The sequence below is a fragment of the Bacillus sp. ES1-5 genome, from assembly GCF_022487605.1.
GTDB classification, from domain to species: domain Bacteria; phylum Bacillota; class Bacilli; order Bacillales; family Bacillaceae_G; genus Bacillus_A; species Bacillus_A wiedmannii.
On record NZ_JAKVPU010000001.1, the window covers coordinates 1,856,334 to 1,874,488 of the forward strand.

Below are 18,155 nucleotides of genomic sequence, written 5' to 3' on the forward strand. Positions count from 1 at the left end.
CTACTCACAATCTCCGCAAATATCACTTCAAACGCATGCACACCTGCATCTGGATATCCTAAACTTGGCCATACCCCCACGATTACTTTAACAAAGGTTTTCACTAGAACCTTATATATTATTTAACTGACTCTACTTGTTTCTCTAATTCTCTTCCAAGGAATGTAGCAAGTTCAAGCATACCAAATTGATTCGCTACAGACTCTGCGTCAGAATTATAGTTTGTGTTTGTATTAATATCATACGTATAAATTGTTCCATCCGAACTGCGAATAAATTCAATACCAGCAACGGTAATTTTATTTTCTTTCAAAAACTCTTTGTATTGTTCAATAATTGGCTCTTGGAAGTCTGATATAATTTCAAATTTTGTTGACGACTCTTTCTTACTCTCTTCTCCTACTGGGCAAAAAGCATCTTGAATCGAACACGCATCTGCTGGACAAAGCTCAAATCCTTCTGATGTATCTACTTTAACTGCATATACAAACTGGCCGCCTACAAACTCACAACGTGTAATATATGGTTCGGGCGCTTCAATATATTGCTGGATTAAAGTAATTCCATCAATGGGTTCTTCAAATGCCGGACCATCCAAATATTGTTCTAAAGCATCAATGGAATGAAACAGTTGAACACCAAGGCCTTTACCTGCACGGTTATGCTTTGTAATGAACGGTACTTCCCCTAACTCCTTTGCTGCTTTTACTATATAATCACGGCCAACAGCACCAATTGTTTTCGGCACTTGTATGCCAAAATTTCTTAATGCTGCATATTGATTCAATTTACTTACTTCAAGGCGTAATGCACGAGATCCATTAAATACTGTTCGCCCGTATCCTTCTAGCCAAGCAAGAACTCCTTCAGTCAATTCAGGTGCATATCGATGACCTCTCGTATGTGAAGAAGCACTCATGCGGCTATAAAAAACACCTTGAGGAGGTTCTTTTTCTAACGAAAGTGTTCCTTCATTTAAAAGCCATTCCTCATACGGTAACTCCAGTTCTTCCAAACTTTTCACCAAATGATCCGTCCATTCCTTATTCTCATGTAATATGTAAATTTTACTCATTTGTAATCAATTCCTTTCTTTTTACTTCAACTAATGGCATCACTTTTTTAGAAAATCGTTTCATTTCTTCAAGCTGCGGCGAAAATTGTAAAAGTAATAACGTAACACCCACTTTTTCAAAAGCAAGTATCCTTTCTGCAATTTGTTCTGGTGTTCCGATTAAATTAGGACGTAACCCGCGATTAGATACGGAATAATCATTGAGCTTCACTTGCTGTTCCAAATGCGATTTACTAATAAAGTCTTGGTAACCCGCATAACCTAAAGCATCGTCTTTCACATCCGTTATGCGTCTCCATTCCTCTAATGCCTCTTCTTCTGTATCACGACAAATAACGTAAGCCGCAAGCCCGAATGACTGCAATGGCTCCTCTGTAACTTTCTTTCTACGATTCTTCATATCTTCTATTTTCACACATACTTCTTCCACTGTTCCCCCGTGCATTACATATGCATCCGCGTGGTTTACAATGACCTCTTTTCCTCGCTCACTCTCACCACCTGCATAAAGCTTAATGCCTTGTTTCTGCACAGGTTTTGGACTTAAATGTGTATTCTGAAGCTCATAAAAGTTCCCCTTATAAGAAAACTCGTCTTCTTTCCAAAGCTCTTTCAAAATTGTTACAAATTCCTCTGTGCGATCATATCTTTCATCGTGCGCGGTAAATACTCCGCCGTACTGTTTCGCTTCTTCTTCCCACCACGCTGAAACTACATTCAATGTAAAACGACCATTACTTAATTGATCGATATTCGCTGCCATTTTCGCTGTAACTGCTGGATTGTGGAAACCAGGTCTTACAGCTGTCATAATCTCTAATCTATCCGTCACTGCTGCAAGTGCTGCCGCAGTTGTCCACGCTTCTAAACTTGGTGCTGAAACACCTTTTATATCATTTAAATTTAATTCTGCAATAAGTGTTGTTGAAAAACCTAATTGTTCTGCCGCTTGCGCTGTTTGTTTTGCATACTCAAACGTAGGCGGCATAGATTCATCATCTACATTTCGAAGCCATCCCCCAAAAATCGGTAACCAAAAACCGTACTCCACTACCTATTCCCCCTTTAACTTTTAGCCATAAAAAAAGCTACTCTTAACGAAATAAGAGTAGCCTTCTTGACTAAGTGAACCGCTCTTATCTTTCAGGTGTTTTTTCACCTGCAGGATTTGGCACCTTTCGTCTCATACGAGGTTGCCGAAGTTTCATAGGGCCCGTCCCTCCACTTCTCAACATAAGAATTGTTTGTGTGATTTTCATTTATTATAATCATCAGAATAATAAAAATCAACATTTTAATACTTATTTTTCCGATATACATTAAATGATATATGAAAAACCATATTGTTATAGAGATTTATAAGGGTATTATGTTGTTTTACTTGCGAATATATAAAGGGGTATGTTGTATCATGCCGAAAACATCATGTATAACCAAGTTGCTTTTGAAATCGTTGACACGAAATTTCATGTTACATGCAAATAAACAAGGAACCTATTAGTCAGTTCCTTGTTTATTTAGCTAAAGCAGACTCCTTTGGAAAACTCAAATAAAAGTTAAATCAACTCCTATTTAACTTTTCCCTTCAGATATATGACAGTAAAGAATACATCATCACGGTGTCAGCAAGCAAAAGTGTATTCTGCATTTCTAAAAACAGTAGATGGCAGATTGTGACCTGCTGAATCTGCTAAGAAAGAATATACAAGAACATCCTTAACATCATCTTTATTTCCACTAATGATGACATCAAGAAAATCTTCTATTTGGAATTCTGGCGTAAACAATACAATCTTAGTTGTTCTGTTTGGTTCTAAAGAAACAAAAGTACGAGAGATTTCAACTAATTCATTTTGAGTTGGGAAAGAAATGTTTCGACTTCTCTTAACAGTTACCGTTACATCACTAGTATGGCAGCGTGAATCATTGTTTAACATAATGTTGAGAGCAGTTGGAATAATCCCATTTTCAGAAACTGGAACTCGAAACACTCCAGTAGATTTATGAGCCATATAATCACATCCTTTCAAAATAAAATATATTTACAATATATTAGATGCAAGAAACGTTCATTTTGATAGGGACAAATTATATGATTCATATATCTATAATAACCCTCGGTATTACTAAGACAATGATTTAAAAGATTAACAAATATCGTGAGACCCAATCGAATGTATATTAAAAGTAAAAAGAATAAGGTGTCTAAAAGATTCCCTATTTTGAGCCAATAATGAGACATTATGTTAATCTTATATGTATAGCTGCACAAAATTGAAAAACTTAAGGAGACAGATCAATTTTATGAGAAAATCATTCATATTACTTACTTTAATTCTAGTATTAGTCAGTGTTACGGCTGCTTGCACACAAGATAAAAAAGATAGTGCCGTTGAAAATGGTCCAATAGAAGAACCAACCGCAAAAAATGAAAATGAAGAGTTATTAAATCTTGAAGAAAAAGAAGATATGAACCGCTTGGAACAAGGTATTTTATTAGTTGGTGAGAGTGTTAAGGGAGGCTATTACTTGACCGCCGTTCAAAATGCATATTTAAATGCTAGTAACGATTCCGTCGTTGTTAATGTCTCTGTAAAAAATGTACGAGGTCAAACGATTGGACTATCAGAATTAAAATATAACTTAAAAGATGAAAAAGCCGGAAAGGCCTATGAAGGGAAGGTGCTTGATCAAAACCCTTCTGATATACAAGTTAAACCAAATGAAACGGTAGAATTAAAAATAGCTTTTGAAGTACCAAGTACCGCAGATGAATATATGTTTTATATTGAAAGCTCTTTAGATCCTCTAGGAGCACACTGGAAAATCGATAAGTTGCAATCACAAAAAAACTAAGTCTCAAATAAGCAAAAAGCAATGAAAAATTTGATATCGATACAAATGAATAATATATAAACATACAACCATCGATTTAATGAATCGTTGGTTTTTTTCAAAAAATGCTCCATTAAAAACTAGGAGACAAAAAAGAACTAATCCCTAGTAGAGATTAGCTCAATACATCAAAAGCTATTATAGTACATAGTTTTATGAGCAAACGTTATATAATGTTGTATGGGATACATAACCTGTCATCCCTTTATATGTAACTTTTAACCACTGTTTAGAATTACTGTAATGACCTTGAACATATTCACCAGTTACCCATGTTCCAGTAATTTTCGCACCATCATTAAATGTATGTAAGACAGGTGATCCAACAGTGTAACCACTGCGCATCTTTGCACCATATACACCTACCGTACCTCCCTTTGCACAAGCTGCTACTACAGTTTTATTTTCAGTAGTATCCGTAGCCGCAAAAGCAGAGCCGTTAAATGTAAATAAAGTAAACATAAAAGCTGTTAATAAAGTACAAATAGATAAGCGACGTAACAAAATAAATTCCCCCTTTTTTTATAATATATTGCTTCATAAATGATTATCTTAAATATTCTAACTATTTTAAATATATTAATGTTGAGAAATATTAGTTGTAGTTTTGAAATAAGATTTTATCAAAAATATTAACAAACTCATATTTTACAGAGAGAGCACCGAAAGAAGCCTTCTACATATTAACTATAAAAAAACTCCACCACAAGGCAGAGGGGATCTTCTCATTCCTATTTCAAACTACCCGCAATCTCCGTAAAGATAACTCCAAGTGCATGCGCACCTGCATCTGGATATCCTAAGCTTCTTTCGCCAACTGTACCGGCGCGGCCCATGCGAGCTACGATTTCTTTCGTATACTCTGCTCCTTTTTCAAAGGCAGTTTTCACTATGTTTAAAATATCTGAACACATAAATTCATTTACTTTTTACGAAAATAAAATTGTATTGTTTAGAATTTTAATGTTAATCAATTTGAAACTTTATGAGTTAATTAAATGTGATATTTAAAGAAGGAATTTGTGATGAAGTACTCACATGATGGAAGTAATGTTAAAAAACAAAAAACTCTAACTAATTCGTCATGGCGATTTAGTTAGAGTTTTTTTGTTTGAAGTATTCACGAGTATCTACCCTTGTCTTTTCAGGTAAAACAATATCAAGTTCTTTATCTAACCATGCAAGAGTCTTTTTACGGAGAAACTCACGCATGTGTTCTTCTGCTTCAAGCATTACTAAGTTAATAGTACAAGAAGAATTACTAGGTTCACAAGAATTGCAAGCCTCGGCCTCGTCTCGATATAATAGACCATTCTGTACAATGTTTTTACATTGAAAAATAGGCTTTGGACCTTCGACAGCTTCTATTACATCCCAAAAAGAAATATCTTCTGGAGACTTAGCTAACCTATATCCTCCCTTTACACCTGGGACAGAACTTACAATGCCGGCTTTAGATAATTTACCGAAAACTTTTGAAAGAAACGTTTCAGAAAGTCCTTGGAACTCTGCCAAATCTTTTATTCCGACACTTTCCTTGGAAGGTGTGTTAATTAAATAAACTAGGCAATGCAAGGCATATTCAACCCCAACACTATACTGCATATACAAATCACCTGCTTTTTATTTTAAGGGTTATCAAATTGTATCTTAGGACCATTTAGAATTTTAGTCAAACAAAAAAAAGCTCGTTTAGAATAGTATGTATTTCATTTGACAAAAATAATTGCAAAGTTTATATTAAAGACCAAGTTAATCGACGATTAACTCGGTCTACAATTAAAGCGGAAAACTTTTAAAAAGGGGAAATACAAATGAACAAAACACTTATCATAAACGCACATCCGAAAGTGGATGATACATCATCAGTCAGCATTAAGGTTCTTAACCATTTTTTAGAATCTTATACAGAATTAATTCCTAATAATGAAACGATTGAACAGATTAATTTATACGATGATGTAGTACCAATGATAGATAAAACTGTTTTAAGTGCATGGGAAAAGCAAGGAAATGGACAGAAGTTAACTGATGAAGAACAAAAAGTAACGGCGCGTATGTCCGAGATTTTACAACAATTTAAAAGTGCAAATACGTATGTTATCGTATTACCTTTGCACAACTTTAATATTCCATCAAAGTTAAAAGATTACATGGACAATATCATGATTGCACGTGAAACATTTAAATATACTGAAACTGGATCAGTGGGATTACTTAAAGATGGAAGAAGAATGCTTGTTATACAAGCAAGTGGAGGAATCTATACAAATGATGATTGGTATACAGAAGTGGAATACTCTCATAAATATTTAAAAGCAATGTTTAATTTCCTTGGCATTGAAGATTATCAAATCGTTCGTGCACAAGGAACAGCAGTACTAGACCCAAATGAAGTATTGCAAAATGCTTATAAAGAAGTTGAAGAGGCTGCTTCTAGATTGGCTAATAAATAAAGTGAAACTTTAATCAGCCCTCACCAATCGGGCTTTTACGGGCAATTTATCCCCACCTAACTTCTACGAAACAAAAGCACTCTTCTAATTAGAGTGCTTTTGTTATTATTTAAGAGGTATTAATTCAGCCCCTGTAATAGTTTGATTAAGAGCTTCATTTACATTTACTAATCTCCTACATTTACTCCAACTCTAATTGCTGTATCTATTTGTTGATTGTATACCGTTACTTTTTGAAAAGGATTATGTATTAAAATAGGCGTTAAATCATACACTCCTTTTTCTTTGTTTATAGGAATTTGAGACTTTACAGTATAAACTGTATTTGGTTCTAAATCATAAAATAATACATCTTTATTATCTATAAATTTCATTTGCTCCCAATCAAAGAATTGTACTAATGCATATTGTTTTCTTGTATTGCTATTATTTCCGACTTTCGTATAGAAATTCAAATTTTTATCTTTAGTAACTTCTTGAGTCAACCATCTCTTGTAATTATTTTCTTTAGCAATAAAAACACCATCTAGCATATCCTCTGTTTTCTTTTCTCCGTAACTATTAAATTTAACTTGATTATTTACAGTCTCATCCCCCCCTACTACTGTACTGAATCTTACAAATAGAAGATTGGATGAATCCGTTTGTTTCCTAAACTCTTCATCTAACATTTTTTTATCAGGGAATTTAGCAATGACAAAAACCACATCATGTAACCCTTTTGGTAATGGTGGGATTTCTATAGGAACTTCTACTGATTCTCCCGCACCTACTTGAAAAGTGAAATCTTTTGCTAACTCTCTACCATCAACTTTAAATTCACTTTGTTTATAATCTACAAGAAGAAACATCTTATAAACCCTTTCAGTTTTAATTAAATTCCCTAAAGAAATAAATTTTTTAAGACTTTGGTTTTCTTCTATATTAAAGTTAAAATCTTTCTCAATTTCTCCATTTTGATTATATATCCCAACATTAATCCCACCGGTTTCGGCGAAAGGCAATTTATCTCTATTTACTGTACTGGCAATAGTTGATTTGAAATTAGTACTATCTAATTGGATTTTAGGCTGATTATTATTTTCTTGTGTCTTTTCAGTTTCCTTTTTGCAAGCACTAAACAACAATAACATTGATAATAACAGTATATATACCAGTCTGTTTCGATTCATTTTATCACCCCTAAATAAATTCTATAAATACGAAAAGCAAATTAGAAATATATTCTAATTTGCTCATGCGAACATCTTATTTTATCAAGTTCCGTAAGTTTCGGTCTTCCAGGTCTGGTAACCACTTAATCGGAATTCATGGTTTCCGTAAGCTTCACCATTATCCCAAAAATTATTACTAATAAACACTTTCGCGCCTGCATGTGAGGAACTATATTGAGCATCTGTTGCTGTATCTTTATAAATCCCATTTACATAACCCTTTGTTTTTGCGTAAATATAATCAATTGATTTCTTATTAGTTTGATTACTGTTTGTATATGCATCAGAGACGGAACTTGCCCCACCAGTCTGAGTGAAATCTGAAAAAGCAACATAATGCGCACCACCCGCTAGACCTTTATTATTTGGGTCTAATGACGCTGGCGAAAAAGTCTTTAATGCTTTTCTCTCCACATCGTATACAGTTTTAGGAACTTGTTCGTTCGAAACTGTTTCATTTTCTTGAGCAAATGAATGGATAGGGAACGAAAGTAAAGCAACTAGCGATAAAGCAGATATTGTTTTTTTCATATTTTTACTCCTCTCATCAAAAGAAAATATCCTTTATGCTCCGTAAGTTTCTGTTTTCCAAGTTTGATAGCCTGATTGTGTAAAGATATGTTCACCGTAAACTTCATCATCCCCTACAAACCATGTACCTTTATTAACTTCAGCGCCTGCATGTGAAGAATTATATTGATCATCTGCTCTACTACCTACACTTCCACCATCTACATAGTGTTTGGTTTTAGCATAAATACGGTCAATTGATTTTTTTGAAGATTTACTACTGCTCGTATATGCATCTGACATAGACCAAGTACCTCCAAGAGCATACTGACCTGAATTAGCAGAGTAATACGGACCACCAGCAAGACCTTTATTGTTCGGATCTAATGGCAGTGGTGAAAATGTTTTAGATGGTAATTTTTCTTTATCAATTACTACAGGATTAACACCTTCATTAGCTGCTGCTTGACTAGATGGAGCGAATGTAAAAAGTCCAAAAGCAAATGTTGACGACAACACAACTGATAAAACTTTCTTTTTCATTGTTAACCTCCATTTACAAATATTAGGTACCTGTATAAATCTTACAAAATAGTAATAATACAATCAATATATATTTTCAATTTTTTGGAAATTTTAAATATTCCTCAACATTTGTCGTTAACTTTCGAACAATTACAATCTGTTTAGTAATGATTTTGAGATGCTCCTACTTCCCAAAAGGTACACCTTATGGAACAATCTCTTCATCTCTTCCAAACCACTTCATAAGGTGTCCAACCCTAATTTTGAAGTCCCAAAACAATAAACATCACCTTTTGAAGTGCTTTCTGTCGATTAGTCAGTTTTTCAAAAATACAATTAATCAATTATAAAAATCCCCTCCACCATAAGGCAGAGGGGATCTTCTCATTCCTATTTCAAACTACCCGCAATCTCCGTAAAGATAACTCCAAGTGCATGCGCACCTGCATCTGGATATCCTAAGCTTCTTTCGCCAACTGTACCGGCGCGGCCCATGCGAGCTACGATTTCTTTCGTATACTCTGCTCCTTTAACCGCTGCTTCTGCACCTTTTTCGAAGGCAATTTTCATGTCTTCTTCGTTTGAAGCGCTAGCTAACCAAGAGTCTACACATGGAGCGAGTGCATCAACAAGTGTTTTGTCACCAACTACCGCTCCTCTACCGAATGATCTTTCACCGATAGATTGTATGCCGTGAAGTGCTGCCTGCAGCATTTCAGCGAATTCTTTCACTGTTAACTCACGTTTTTCGCCTGCTGCTTTACTAGCTGCGCGGAATGCTCCACCCCAAATTGGGCCAGATGCGCCGCCGCAATGTTCCATAATAATCATGGAACAACCGTCAAGGAATGATCCGATTGTTACGTTCTCTTGATCTACAATAGAATGCCACTCACGTTTTAATTGCTTAAATCCTTTTGCCACACTCATTCCGAAGTCGCCATCACCTGCGTGTGTATCTAACTCACAGAACGGTACTTCGTTTTTAATAATAACGTCGCTCATTTTATCAACGAGATAAATCATGTTGTTTAATGTAATAACATTATTTTTAATAACAGCGTGCTCTTCCGCTGTTTCTATTTCGAACGAAACTTCCTTCTCTTCTGCTCCTTCAAGTACATTCACGTACTCAACACTTTCAACTGGCCCATCTACTTTAAACGCTGGTGTATTACATTCTTTAGATAGTAATGTTTTTAGCTCATCATCTAATTTCATCACTGTTAAAGACATACCAGCCATATCGATACTCGTCATATAATTACCGACAAATACTCTATTAATTTTAATGTTTCTAGCAGCTAATTCTCTCGTCACTGCATTATTAAATAAGTAAAGTTCTTGCAGTGGTGTTCCGCCAAAACCATTTACTAGAAGTGCAATTTCTTCGCCATCTTTTACTCCTAAATCTTTCATTAAATCATTTGTCATACGGTTAGCTAATTCATCAGCCGACATCGTTTTTTCACGCTTAATTCCTGGTTCGCCGTGAATACCTACGCCGTATTCCATTTCATCTTCCGCAAGTGTGAAAGTAGGTGATCCGCTCGCTGGAACAGTACAAGACGTTAACGCTAAACCGATTGTGCGCACGTTAGCCGCTGCTTTTTCTGCGACAGCTTTCACCGCTCCTAAATCCATACCTGCTTCCGCTGCTGCGCCAGCAATTTTATGAACGAGAATAACGCCCGCAACGCCGCGGCGTCCTACTGTATACAAACTATCTTCTACCGCAATATCATCATCCACTTTTACGTAGTCAACTTCAATTCCATCTTCCGTCGCTAAATGTGCTCCGTTTTTGAAATTCATAATATCGCCGCTATAATTTTTAATAATTAATAACGTACCTTTTTTACTAGCTGTCTCTTTAATCGCTTGATATACCTGAATTTGTGAAGGTGAAGCAAACACGTCTCCGCACACTGCCGCATCTAACATTCCTTTTCCAACTAACCCTGCATGTGCCGGCTCATGACCACTACCGCCGCCACTAATTAACGTTACTTTATTTTCGTTCATTTCTTTTTTCTTAATAACTTTATATTTTTTCAAAAGCTCAAGCTCTGGGTGCGCCATAACCATTCCGTTACACATTTCCATTACTAATGTTTCTGGTTTGTTTATAATCTTTTTCATTGTGATTCTCCCTCAATTCCTTTAATATATTGTGATATATTTGAAATCTTCTTCTTACTACTCATGTTAAAATGAAAGCGTTTTATAGTAAACGGACAAAATGGACAATCTGTCTAAAGACACCGCTCTCATTTATGGGTAGGATTTTCATATTACTAACATTCTAGGGATGATTGAGATGACCTCTTCTATAATTTCTAAAAAGATAATCGCGAATTCATTGAAGTATTTAATGGAAACAGAGTCGTTTCATAAAATATCAGTGAGCGATATTATGTTACACTGTCAAATGCGTAGGCAAACTTTTTATTATCATTTTAAAGATAAATTTGAACTATTAAGCTGGATTTATAGAGAAGAAACGAAAGAAAACATTATCGACTTTCTCGACTATGAAACGTGGGAAAACATTTTCGATTTATTATTTGATTACTTTTATGAAAATCAAAAATTTTACCGAAATGCTTTTAAAGTCATTGAACAAAACTCGTTTAATCACTATTTATTTGAGCATACGAAAAACTTATATATGAAGATTATTGATGAATTATCTGTGAGCTGTGGATTCAGCCTTTCTGATGAGACAAAAAATACGATTGCATCCTTTTATAGTCACGGCTTCGTTGGAACGATTAAAGATTGGATTGAAAGCAAGTGCGAAGTAGATCCTTCCATTATGTCTTCTCTCATGAAAAACATGATAAACAATCAATTACTACTATTACTAGAACAATCAGCAAAGTAATTAAAGGGTGGCAAAAGCAATGAAAAAGATTATGAATGATGTACAAAATATCGTTCAAGATATGATGCATGGCTTTTATTTTGAACATAACGACAAAGTAAATTATGACGAAACAAATAACATCATTTATGTAAAAGATATAGAAAAACTGAAGCAAAATGTTGTTATCATAAGCGGTGGTGGTAGCGGACATGAACCAGCTGATATTGGTTATGTAGGAAAAGGAATGCTTACGGCGGCAGTAAACGGCAGTATTTTCACTCCGCCTACAGTGGAACAAATTATTGCGGCAACTCGCCTCATGCCAAAAAATAAGAGTATTTTATTCATCATCAAAAACTTTAAAGATGACGTAGCAAACTTTTTAGCAGCAGAACAAATCACAAAAGAAGAAGGAAGACAAATTGACCACATCATCGTAAATGACGACGTTTCAATTGAAGATGATGCTTCGTTTAATAAAAGAAGACGTGGCGTCGCTGGTACTGTTTTCGTTCAAAAAATACTTGGTGCGGCTGCTGAAAGCGGACATTCTTTAGAAGAACTAACAACACTTGGCCAATCTATCACCGAAAACTTGCACACATTAGGCGTCGCCCTTTCACCTGCAAACGATCCAGCGAAAGGAAAAGCTTCATTCACATTAAACGACGATGAAGTTTTTTATGGCGTTGGCATTCACGGAGAAAAAGGTTACCGTAAAGAAGCACTATCCTCTTCTGAAATATTAGCGATCGAACTAATGAACAAACTTAAAAGCATTTATCGCTGGAGAAAAGGAGACAACTTTGCCATCCTTATTAACGGACTCGGTGCAACACCACTAATGGAACAATACATTTTCGCAAATGACATTCGTCGTTTGTGTGAGTTGGAAGGCTTACAAATTACATTCGTGAAGGTCGGTACACTGTTAACTTCTTTAGATATGAAGGGTGTTTCGCTGAGTTTGCTTAAGGTGGAGGATTTGGATTGGGTGAAGTGGTTGAAGGAAAGTACGGAAACTGCTAGTTGGTAATACAAATAAAAATAGGATGGCTTCAATGGGCCATCCTATTTTTGTACGTAATTCAGCTATTAAAAAATTCAATTACTGAAGAATTCTGCACTCAATATTACAGCAAATTTACATTAAAAATGTAAATCCTCATTTCCCTGGTACTTTCCTTTATTAAGTCTTTTTCTTATGAATAATTCTGCAACAATTAAATTAGGTACCCACGCTAACCAAGCAATAATAGCGTAACTAAGTTCAAATCGCTCTATTCCAAATAAAACTATAAACAACGGTAGCCAAATTCTTAATGTAACTGCTCCAAAGGTTAAAGAATAATTTCTAATCATCCAATTCCGATGCTCTTTAATTTTTTTATTCTTAACTCTATTTAACGCTTGATATGCTGATGTTAGCCAAAATACAGATAACAAACCGAAACCTAGCTTCGCTACCAACCCTCCCGTAGCATAAAAGGATAGGTACAGTCCAGAAACGCCTCCTAATAATATACCAACTATATAGATTCTCCCGACTATTCGATGACGGTTGATATTCTTTTCTCTAAATTTAGTGGATAATGTAAAAGGGCCAGTTACTAATGCTACTATACTAGTTGTAATATGTATAAATAGCATCATATACCAGAATTCACTTAATTTAGATCCAAACATAAGCTTAGCTTTTACAAGTCCTGTTTGAAATCCATCCATAATAAAATATTGGACAACAACATAGCCAGCTACTAAAAGAGCAAAAAAAGTAAATACAAACCAAATTTTCCTGTTCAAATTTTACTGCCTCCTTATTACATGAAGGAATTAGATTATACATTACTGTTCATTCTAGGGAAAAATAGAAAAGCCTTCTTTACTGATTTATTCAACACATTGTTTTTATAAACCGAATGACTTACATGCAACGACGAATAAAATATATGATACAAGGCCCTTCTTCATACATAAAAACCCTCAAGTATGTCGTTCTATACTTGAGGGGTTTTTCATTTATTCTCTCTCGTCTCTCATTTTCTTAAATCAATAATTAGCTCATCTGTAATCTGCTCAAGATGGAAAAATCCTTTTATATAATGGATATGTGACCATTTCTCTTCCCCACCAATAATAAATAATTCTTGCGCATCATACATAAATGAAAAGCTTGGATAGAAACTGTCAGCCTTTATTTCAATCTCACCAATACGATTACTGACAATCTTACAGTCTGCTGAATAGCTTAATAACGTATAGAGAGAATCTTGTGCTGATTGGAAGAAATACTAGAATCATTTTATAAAGTGAAACTTTAATCAGTGGGGGTTTTCTTCATCCCCCACTGATTATTAGTTGAACCAATCGGACTTTTATGGGCAGTTGATCCCCCACCTAACTTCTTTGCTTTCGCTGCATTTTGAGGTGGGGGTCTTACTGCCCATTAAAGCGGGATAAACGAGATTGCACATCTCATTGGAGAATTACAGGCCTCCCAAATAAAGCTGGATAATAAATGAACATCGCACCTACAAATGAACACACTAAACAAAAAACAGCTTCGTATTTTATAACTAGAGAAGAGTTCGTATCAAGCTTTTTTTCCTCTCTTTTACATATCATTTTAAATAAAGCTCTATATATTACATACCCAACAATTGCCCCGAGGGTATTCGTAAATAAATCATCAATATCTGTAATTCTATTATTTAGTAATTGATTTAACTCAATTGCCAATGAAAAAAGGAATCCCGCACATACGGTGTTTTTCATTTTTCTAAAATGCGGCCAAATAGTCGGTAATAAAAAACCGAACGGCATAAACAGTACAATGTTCAAAAGATACGTAGTACTACCTGCAGTATCAAATAGAGTCAAGTTAATTTGACTGACGCGAATCCACGTTTCATATCTACTTATATCCCATACAGTCGCGATTTGTGTCACCTTATACACTAGCGAAAGGTAGAACAGAAAAACATATACCCATAGAAAATGCCGAATAGATATAGTTCTTTTCGCTTTAAAATAAAAGCCAATTTGAAACACAATACAAAAAATAATAGTAAAAAAATAAGTATACAAATAACTCATCAAAACTCCTGTATGCATGTAGAATCCCCTAACTTTACATTTTCATCTATGATCTTGTTGTTTATCCCGCATTAACGGGCAATAAGACCCCCACCTCAAAATTCAGCGAAAGCAAAGGAGTTAGGTGGAGGGTCAACTGCCCGTAAAAGCCCGATTGGTTCAACTAATAATCAGTGGGGGATGAAGACCCCCCCACTGATTAAAGTTTCACTTTATAGGATAGGAAAAACTTTTAAAATAAAAAGTGGGGTAAATATAAAATTTTTCTTAAATCTTCAGTTGGGTTTTATTATTACTCTTCTTAGGAATCCGCCATTAATAGCTAGGCAACAACATGCTTAAACGTAACAAGATTATCATTTTTGCACGTAATCCTCGTAATACTTTAACCGATGAAGCATATATAAAATCATGTGAATCGTTTGTTCAGTTAAAACATGAAATTAAGAAATATATGACGTACTATAATCCCTCTTGCTATCAATAGAATTTAAAGAAGATGACTCCTGTTTGCATAAAGAAATCATCTTTTTTAGGTTACCGAACTTTTTTTAGAATGTCCTTTACAAAGAGTACAGAACAAGAGCACCTTATGCCTATTCAAAGGGATCAACTATACCTTCTTCCCTTAAAATCACTAAAATCCATTTACAAATCTATAAAAGTAGATATAATATCCTTATGGAACCTTTATTAATTTATAAAGCATTGTCAAATGAAACAAGATGTCAAATTTTATCATGGTTGAAAAATCCAGAAAACCATTTCGATGAAAAACCTTATCTAGAACAAGACCTTAACTTTCAAGTTGGCGTATGTGTAGGAGATATCCAACTTAAAACTGGCTTAGCCCAATCGGTTATTTCTAGTTATTTATTAACTATGAAAAAAGCAGGCCTACTAGAGTCTGACCGAATTGGAAAATGGACCTACTATCGTCGAAATGAAAAAACAATACGAGAGTTTTCTGAATACGTCCAAAACGAATTATAAAATGAAAGCTAATAATCAATCGGCATACTAATTGATTATTAGCTTTCACACATTCTGCTTTTTTACAGGTATCCAATGACTTTTGTATAAATTGCACTGCCTATAAAAGCAAGAAACATCGAAAGGAGAAATTTTTTTAACATATCATATCTAGTTATTTAGATATCTGTTATTGTATTTCGAATTACATACTCCTGATAATATTGGCATCCAATCATGCTTATCATAATGCTTCTTTGTTAATGAATTTACTTTCAAAATACTGATACGAATGGAGAGTTTTATAAATGAAAAAAGTAAATCCTTTACTTATTCTGACACTCGCAATAGGTGTGTTCGGAATTATTACTACCGAGATGGGTATTGTCGGCGTATTACCACAACTCACTCAAAAATTCGGAATTTCAACTACACAAGCTGGATTTTTAGTAAGTATATTTGCACTAGTTGTTGCTATTTCTGGTCCGTTTTTAATTCTGCTCGTCTCTAGTATGAATCGCAAAATAATTTTATTAACAGCAATTTTCATATTTGTTATTTCAAATTTAATCTACGCTTATACAACGCAATTTGAAATCATGCTTATTTTTCGTATTTTACCGGCAGCGCTTCATCCACTCTTCTTTTCAATCGCTCTTGTAACAGCTGCTAAACTTGTCCCTCCAGAAAAGAGCGGTCAAGCAGTTACAAAAGTTTTCATGGGAATTACTGTTGGCTTTGCTTTAGGTGTACCACTAACCTCTTACCTTGCAGACCAATTTTCACTCGAAATGGCTTTTTTATTCGGAGCATTCGTTAACACTGTTGCATTCATTGGAATACTACTCCTACTTCCTTCTATGCCCGTTAAAGAAAAAATGTCTTTCGGCAAACAAATTCGTATACTCGGCAAACCAGGATTATGGTTAAATATTTTAACCGTCACATTCCTTTTTGCAGCCATGTTTTCCGTATACAGCTACTTCGCTGAGTACCTTGCAAAAGTAACTTCCATGAATGGATCTCTCATCAGCATCATGCTATTCATATTTGGTATAGTTATGATTTTAGGTAATCATTTATTTGGTGGCCTCCTACAAAAAAGCATAATAAACACTGTAATATCATTCCCTATTCTATATTCTATTGTTTACATATTGGTTTATTATTTAGGTTCCTACCTTGTTCCAATGATTTTTATAGTATTCATTTGGGGAATCGTACACGCTGGTGGATTAATTGTTGGTCAAACATGGTTAATAAGTGAAGCTAAAGAAGCACCTGAATTTGGTAACAGTCTATTCGTTTCGTTCTCAAATCTCGGAATTACTTTAGGAACCACTATTGGAGGCTGGTTCATTTCAAACTTAGGTATTCACCAGCTTATTTGGAGCGGATTTATATTCACACTACTCTCATTTCTATTAATTATAATAAAACTAAAATTTTTCAATTCTAATAGCCAGGCTTCATTATCAAGCTAGTACATTTTCAGTTCCAAATTCGATAAAGTGAAACTTTAATCAGTGGGGGTTTTCTTCATCCCCCACTGATTATTAGTTGAACCAATCGGACTTTTATGGGCAGCCCGACCCCCACCTAAATTCTTTGCTTTCGCTGAATTTTGAGGTGGGGGTCTTACTGCCCATTAAAGCGGGATAAAAAACATTATAAATTCTTCTTATAAGATTTTATTAACTAAAAAGTATAATGCTCGAAGCCTTTAGCCATAATTACGACTAAAGGCTTTTTTGTATATAAAAATAATTCTAAAAGGAGCTAATTTTATGGAACATAATCAAAATGGAGTACTTGCTTTAATTGTTTTATTTTTAGGATTAGTGTTTTTTGTTAGTGGAATGGTTTATCATTTATGGGGCTCTTTTTAATGGTATGATTGTAATCACTCATAAAAATCCTCAAGTATGTCGTTCCTTTATTAATTTCAACGTTTAGACAGATACATCATTCAAAAACTAAAACGTGTATTGCAATTATCGATATGGAATATTTCCAAAAACAACTTAACATGGTAAAATAATATTCGGACGGGAGTCCAATATTATTAAAATTAAGATGGTTCAAGTCGGAGGAAGGCACCTTAGGGTGTCTTTTCTTTATTTTCAAAAGGACCTGCTCAATTATTGTATAAAAAACATAAAGTAAGTTGAATCCATTAAAATACATGAGTGACCCCTTGTTTTCCCCTCTTATTAAAGGAGGAACTATTATGGGATTTGGTGGTAGTTGTAGTAGTAATTGTGGCGGCGGCTTTGCTTTACTAGTTGTATTGTTTATTTTATTGATCATTGTTGGAGCTTCTTGCTTCTGCTAAAAAACTATCGGAAAAGACACTCTTATATGGGTGTCTTTTCTTTGTAATAAAAAGCTCTCTTTGAACTACTCACCACTTAACGTCCTTACGGACTGTTTGAAGTGGGAGATTCCTAAGTACAGAAGCCTAGCGGCTTCTAATTCATTAGGCTATCCCCGTAGTTCCTACGGTTAGAAGCCTTAAAGCTTCATTTTTAAGATTGATACTT

General features: G+C 34.6%; 19 protein-coding genes, 2 pseudogenes and 1 riboswitch. Of the genes and pseudogenes, 8 read left to right on the top strand and 13 right to left on the bottom strand.

The window, feature by feature from the left end:
* Positions 1–118: 118 nt before the first annotated feature.
* The 3 genes from MKO96_RS09560 to MKO96_RS09570 form a co-directional block, all read right to left on the bottom strand.
* On the bottom strand, positions 119–1,075 hold the full coding sequence (locus tag MKO96_RS09560) for an ATP-grasp domain-containing protein (RefSeq protein WP_240587351.1): 957 nt from the start codon (positions 1,073–1,075) through the stop codon (positions 119–121).
* A complete protein-coding gene (locus MKO96_RS09565) occupies positions 1,068–2,126 on the bottom strand; it encodes an LLM class flavin-dependent oxidoreductase (protein WP_240587352.1) in 1,059 nt (352 codons plus the stop codon). Before MKO96_RS09565 ends, MKO96_RS09560 begins: the two co-directional genes overlap by 8 nt.
* Positions 2,127–2,208: 82 nt before the next feature.
* Positions 2,209–2,315: riboswitch (SAM riboswitch) on the bottom strand.
* Positions 2,316–2,697: 382 nt separating this feature from the next.
* Positions 2,698–3,087, bottom strand: a complete 390-nt coding sequence (locus MKO96_RS09570) for a hypothetical protein (protein ID WP_087979654.1) — start codon at positions 3,085–3,087, stop codon at positions 2,698–2,700.
* Positions 3,088–3,379: 292 nt separating this feature from the next.
* On the opposite strand from MKO96_RS09570, the gene MKO96_RS09575 reads away from it, so the two are divergent.
* Positions 3,380–3,931 carry a DUF4352 domain-containing protein gene (locus MKO96_RS09575; protein WP_240587353.1) on the top strand — a complete coding sequence of 184 codons (552 nt, stop codon included), beginning with the start codon at positions 3,380–3,382 and terminating at the stop codon, positions 3,929–3,931.
* A gap of 192 nt (positions 3,932–4,123) precedes the next feature.
* Here the strand turns inward: MKO96_RS09575 and MKO96_RS09580 are convergent, their stop codons facing one another.
* The 3 genes from MKO96_RS09580 to MKO96_RS09590 all read right to left on the bottom strand — a co-directional run bounded on the left by MKO96_RS09580 (position 4,124) and on the right by MKO96_RS09590 (position 5,575).
* Positions 4,124–4,474: an SH3 domain-containing protein gene (locus MKO96_RS09580; protein WP_240587354.1), complete on the bottom strand. Its 351-nt coding sequence runs from the start codon at positions 4,472–4,474 to the stop codon at positions 4,124–4,126.
* Positions 4,475–4,701: 227 nt separating this feature from the next.
* Complete coding sequence (locus MKO96_RS09585) at positions 4,702–4,872, bottom strand: DAK2 domain-containing protein (RefSeq protein WP_483298321.1); 171 nt, start codon at positions 4,870–4,872, stop codon at positions 4,702–4,704.
* Between the two features lie 190 nt (positions 4,873–5,062).
* Positions 5,063–5,575: an RrF2 family transcriptional regulator gene (locus tag MKO96_RS09590; RefSeq protein WP_240587356.1), complete on the bottom strand. Its 513-nt coding sequence runs from the start codon at positions 5,573–5,575 to the stop codon at positions 5,063–5,065.
* 209 nt (positions 5,576–5,784) lie between these two features.
* Between MKO96_RS09590 and MKO96_RS09595 the strand changes: the two genes are divergently transcribed.
* Positions 5,785–6,426, top strand: coding sequence for an FMN-dependent NADH-azoreductase (locus MKO96_RS09595; RefSeq protein ID WP_240587357.1), 642 nt, complete (start codon positions 5,785–5,787; stop codon positions 6,424–6,426).
* 167 nt (positions 6,427–6,593) lie between these two features.
* Here MKO96_RS09595 and MKO96_RS09600 read toward each other — a convergent pair whose 3' ends face one another.
* From MKO96_RS09600 to dhaK, 4 genes are all read right to left on the bottom strand, one after another.
* Positions 6,594–7,598, bottom strand: a complete 1,005-nt coding sequence (locus MKO96_RS09600; RefSeq protein ID WP_240587358.1) for a hypothetical protein — start codon at positions 7,596–7,598, stop codon at positions 6,594–6,596.
* Positions 7,599–7,682: 84 nt separating this feature from the next.
* On the bottom strand, positions 7,683–8,171 hold the full coding sequence (locus tag MKO96_RS09605) for a hypothetical protein (RefSeq protein ID WP_240587359.1): 489 nt from the start codon (positions 8,169–8,171) through the stop codon (positions 7,683–7,685).
* A gap of 33 nt (positions 8,172–8,204) precedes the next feature.
* The gene (locus tag MKO96_RS09610) at positions 8,205–8,693 is read right to left on the bottom strand and encodes a hypothetical protein (RefSeq protein WP_240587360.1); all 489 of its coding nucleotides are present in this window, start codon (positions 8,691–8,693) and stop codon (positions 8,205–8,207) included.
* A gap of 372 nt (positions 8,694–9,065) precedes the next feature.
* A complete protein-coding gene (gene dhaK, locus MKO96_RS09615; protein ID WP_240587361.1) occupies positions 9,066–10,817 on the bottom strand; it encodes a dihydroxyacetone kinase subunit DhaK in 1,752 nt (583 codons plus the stop codon).
* Between the two features lie 178 nt (positions 10,818–10,995).
* Here dhaK and dhaS point away from each other — a divergent pair, with 178 nt between their 5' ends.
* Both dhaS and dhaQ read left to right on the top strand, forming a co-directional pair.
* Positions 10,996–11,562, top strand: a complete 567-nt coding sequence (dhaS, locus tag MKO96_RS09620; protein ID WP_000204220.1) for a dihydroxyacetone kinase transcriptional activator DhaS — start codon at positions 10,996–10,998, stop codon at positions 11,560–11,562.
* Positions 11,563–11,581: 19 nt separating this feature from the next.
* Positions 11,582–12,580 carry a DhaKLM operon coactivator DhaQ gene (gene dhaQ / locus MKO96_RS09625; protein ID WP_240587362.1) on the top strand — a complete coding sequence of 333 codons (999 nt, stop codon included), beginning with the start codon at positions 11,582–11,584 and terminating at the stop codon, positions 12,578–12,580.
* Between the two features lie 113 nt (positions 12,581–12,693).
* Here dhaQ and MKO96_RS09630 read toward each other — a convergent pair whose 3' ends face one another.
* The 3 genes and pseudogenes from MKO96_RS09630 to MKO96_RS09640 all read right to left on the bottom strand — a co-directional run bounded on the left by MKO96_RS09630 (position 12,694) and on the right by MKO96_RS09640 (position 14,658).
* Complete coding sequence (locus MKO96_RS09630) at positions 12,694–13,347, bottom strand: DUF2306 domain-containing protein (RefSeq protein ID WP_240587363.1); 654 nt, start codon at positions 13,345–13,347, stop codon at positions 12,694–12,696.
* A gap of 233 nt (positions 13,348–13,580) precedes the next feature.
* Positions 13,581–13,835, bottom strand: a pseudogene (locus MKO96_RS09635) (hypothetical protein); the annotation flags it as partial.
* Positions 13,836–14,019: 184 nt separating this feature from the next.
* The gene (locus MKO96_RS09640; protein ID WP_240587364.1) at positions 14,020–14,658 is read right to left on the bottom strand and encodes a VanZ family protein; all 639 of its coding nucleotides are present in this window, start codon (positions 14,656–14,658) and stop codon (positions 14,020–14,022) included.
* A 367-nt stretch (positions 14,659–15,025) separates the two neighbouring features.
* Between MKO96_RS09640 and MKO96_RS09645 the strand changes: the two are divergent.
* From MKO96_RS09645 to MKO96_RS09660, 4 genes and pseudogenes are all read left to right on the top strand, one after another.
* Positions 15,026–15,127: pseudogene (locus MKO96_RS09645) on the top strand (TetR family transcriptional regulator); the annotation flags it as partial.
* 194 nt (positions 15,128–15,321) lie between these two features.
* Positions 15,322–15,633: an ArsR/SmtB family transcription factor gene (locus MKO96_RS09650; RefSeq protein ID WP_000433539.1), complete on the top strand. Its 312-nt coding sequence runs from the start codon at positions 15,322–15,324 to the stop codon at positions 15,631–15,633.
* A gap of 287 nt (positions 15,634–15,920) precedes the next feature.
* The gene (locus tag MKO96_RS09655; RefSeq protein WP_240587365.1) at positions 15,921–17,096 is read left to right on the top strand and encodes an MFS transporter; all 1,176 of its coding nucleotides are present in this window, start codon (positions 15,921–15,923) and stop codon (positions 17,094–17,096) included.
* A 746-nt stretch (positions 17,097–17,842) separates the two neighbouring features.
* Positions 17,843–17,947: a YjcZ family sporulation protein gene (locus MKO96_RS09660; protein ID WP_075310385.1), complete on the top strand. Its 105-nt coding sequence runs from the start codon at positions 17,843–17,845 to the stop codon at positions 17,945–17,947.
* The last annotated feature ends 208 nt before the right edge of the window (positions 17,948–18,155 follow it).

Coding starts and splice junctions, on each gene's coding strand:
- MKO96_RS09560 (WP_240587351.1), bottom strand. CDS start 1,075: ATGAGTAAAATTTACATATTACATGAGAATAAGGAATGGACGGATCAT.
- MKO96_RS09570 (WP_087979654.1), bottom strand. CDS start 3,087: ATGGCTCATAAATCTACTGGAGTGTTTCGAGTTCCAGTTTCTGAAAAT.
- MKO96_RS09575 (WP_240587353.1), top strand. CDS start 3,380: ATGAGAAAATCATTCATATTACTTACTTTAATTCTAGTATTAGTCAGT.
- MKO96_RS09590 (WP_240587356.1), bottom strand. CDS start 5,575: ATGCAGTATAGTGTTGGGGTTGAATATGCCTTGCATTGCCTAGTTTAT.
- MKO96_RS09595 (WP_240587357.1), top strand. CDS start 5,785: ATGAACAAAACACTTATCATAAACGCACATCCGAAAGTGGATGATACA.
- MKO96_RS09600 (WP_240587358.1), bottom strand. CDS start 7,598: ATGAATCGAAACAGACTGGTATATATACTGTTATTATCAATGTTATTG.
- MKO96_RS09605 (WP_240587359.1), bottom strand. CDS start 8,171: ATGAAAAAAACAATATCTGCTTTATCGCTAGTTGCTTTACTTTCGTTC.
- MKO96_RS09610 (WP_240587360.1), bottom strand. CDS start 8,693: ATGAAAAAGAAAGTTTTATCAGTTGTGTTGTCGTCAACATTTGCTTTT.
- dhaK (WP_240587361.1), bottom strand. CDS start 10,817: ATGAAAAAGATTATAAACAAACCAGAAACATTAGTAATGGAAATGTGT.
- dhaS (WP_000204220.1), top strand. CDS start 10,996: ATGACCTCTTCTATAATTTCTAAAAAGATAATCGCGAATTCATTGAAG.
- dhaQ (WP_240587362.1), top strand. CDS start 11,582: ATGAAAAAGATTATGAATGATGTACAAAATATCGTTCAAGATATGATG.
- MKO96_RS09640 (WP_240587364.1), bottom strand. CDS start 14,658: ATGCATACAGGAGTTTTGATGAGTTATTTGTATACTTATTTTTTTACT.
- MKO96_RS09650 (WP_000433539.1), top strand. CDS start 15,322: ATGGAACCTTTATTAATTTATAAAGCATTGTCAAATGAAACAAGATGT.
- MKO96_RS09655 (WP_240587365.1), top strand. CDS start 15,921: ATGAAAAAAGTAAATCCTTTACTTATTCTGACACTCGCAATAGGTGTG.
- MKO96_RS09660 (WP_075310385.1), top strand. CDS start 17,843: ATGGGATTTGGTGGTAGTTGTAGTAGTAATTGTGGCGGCGGCTTTGCT.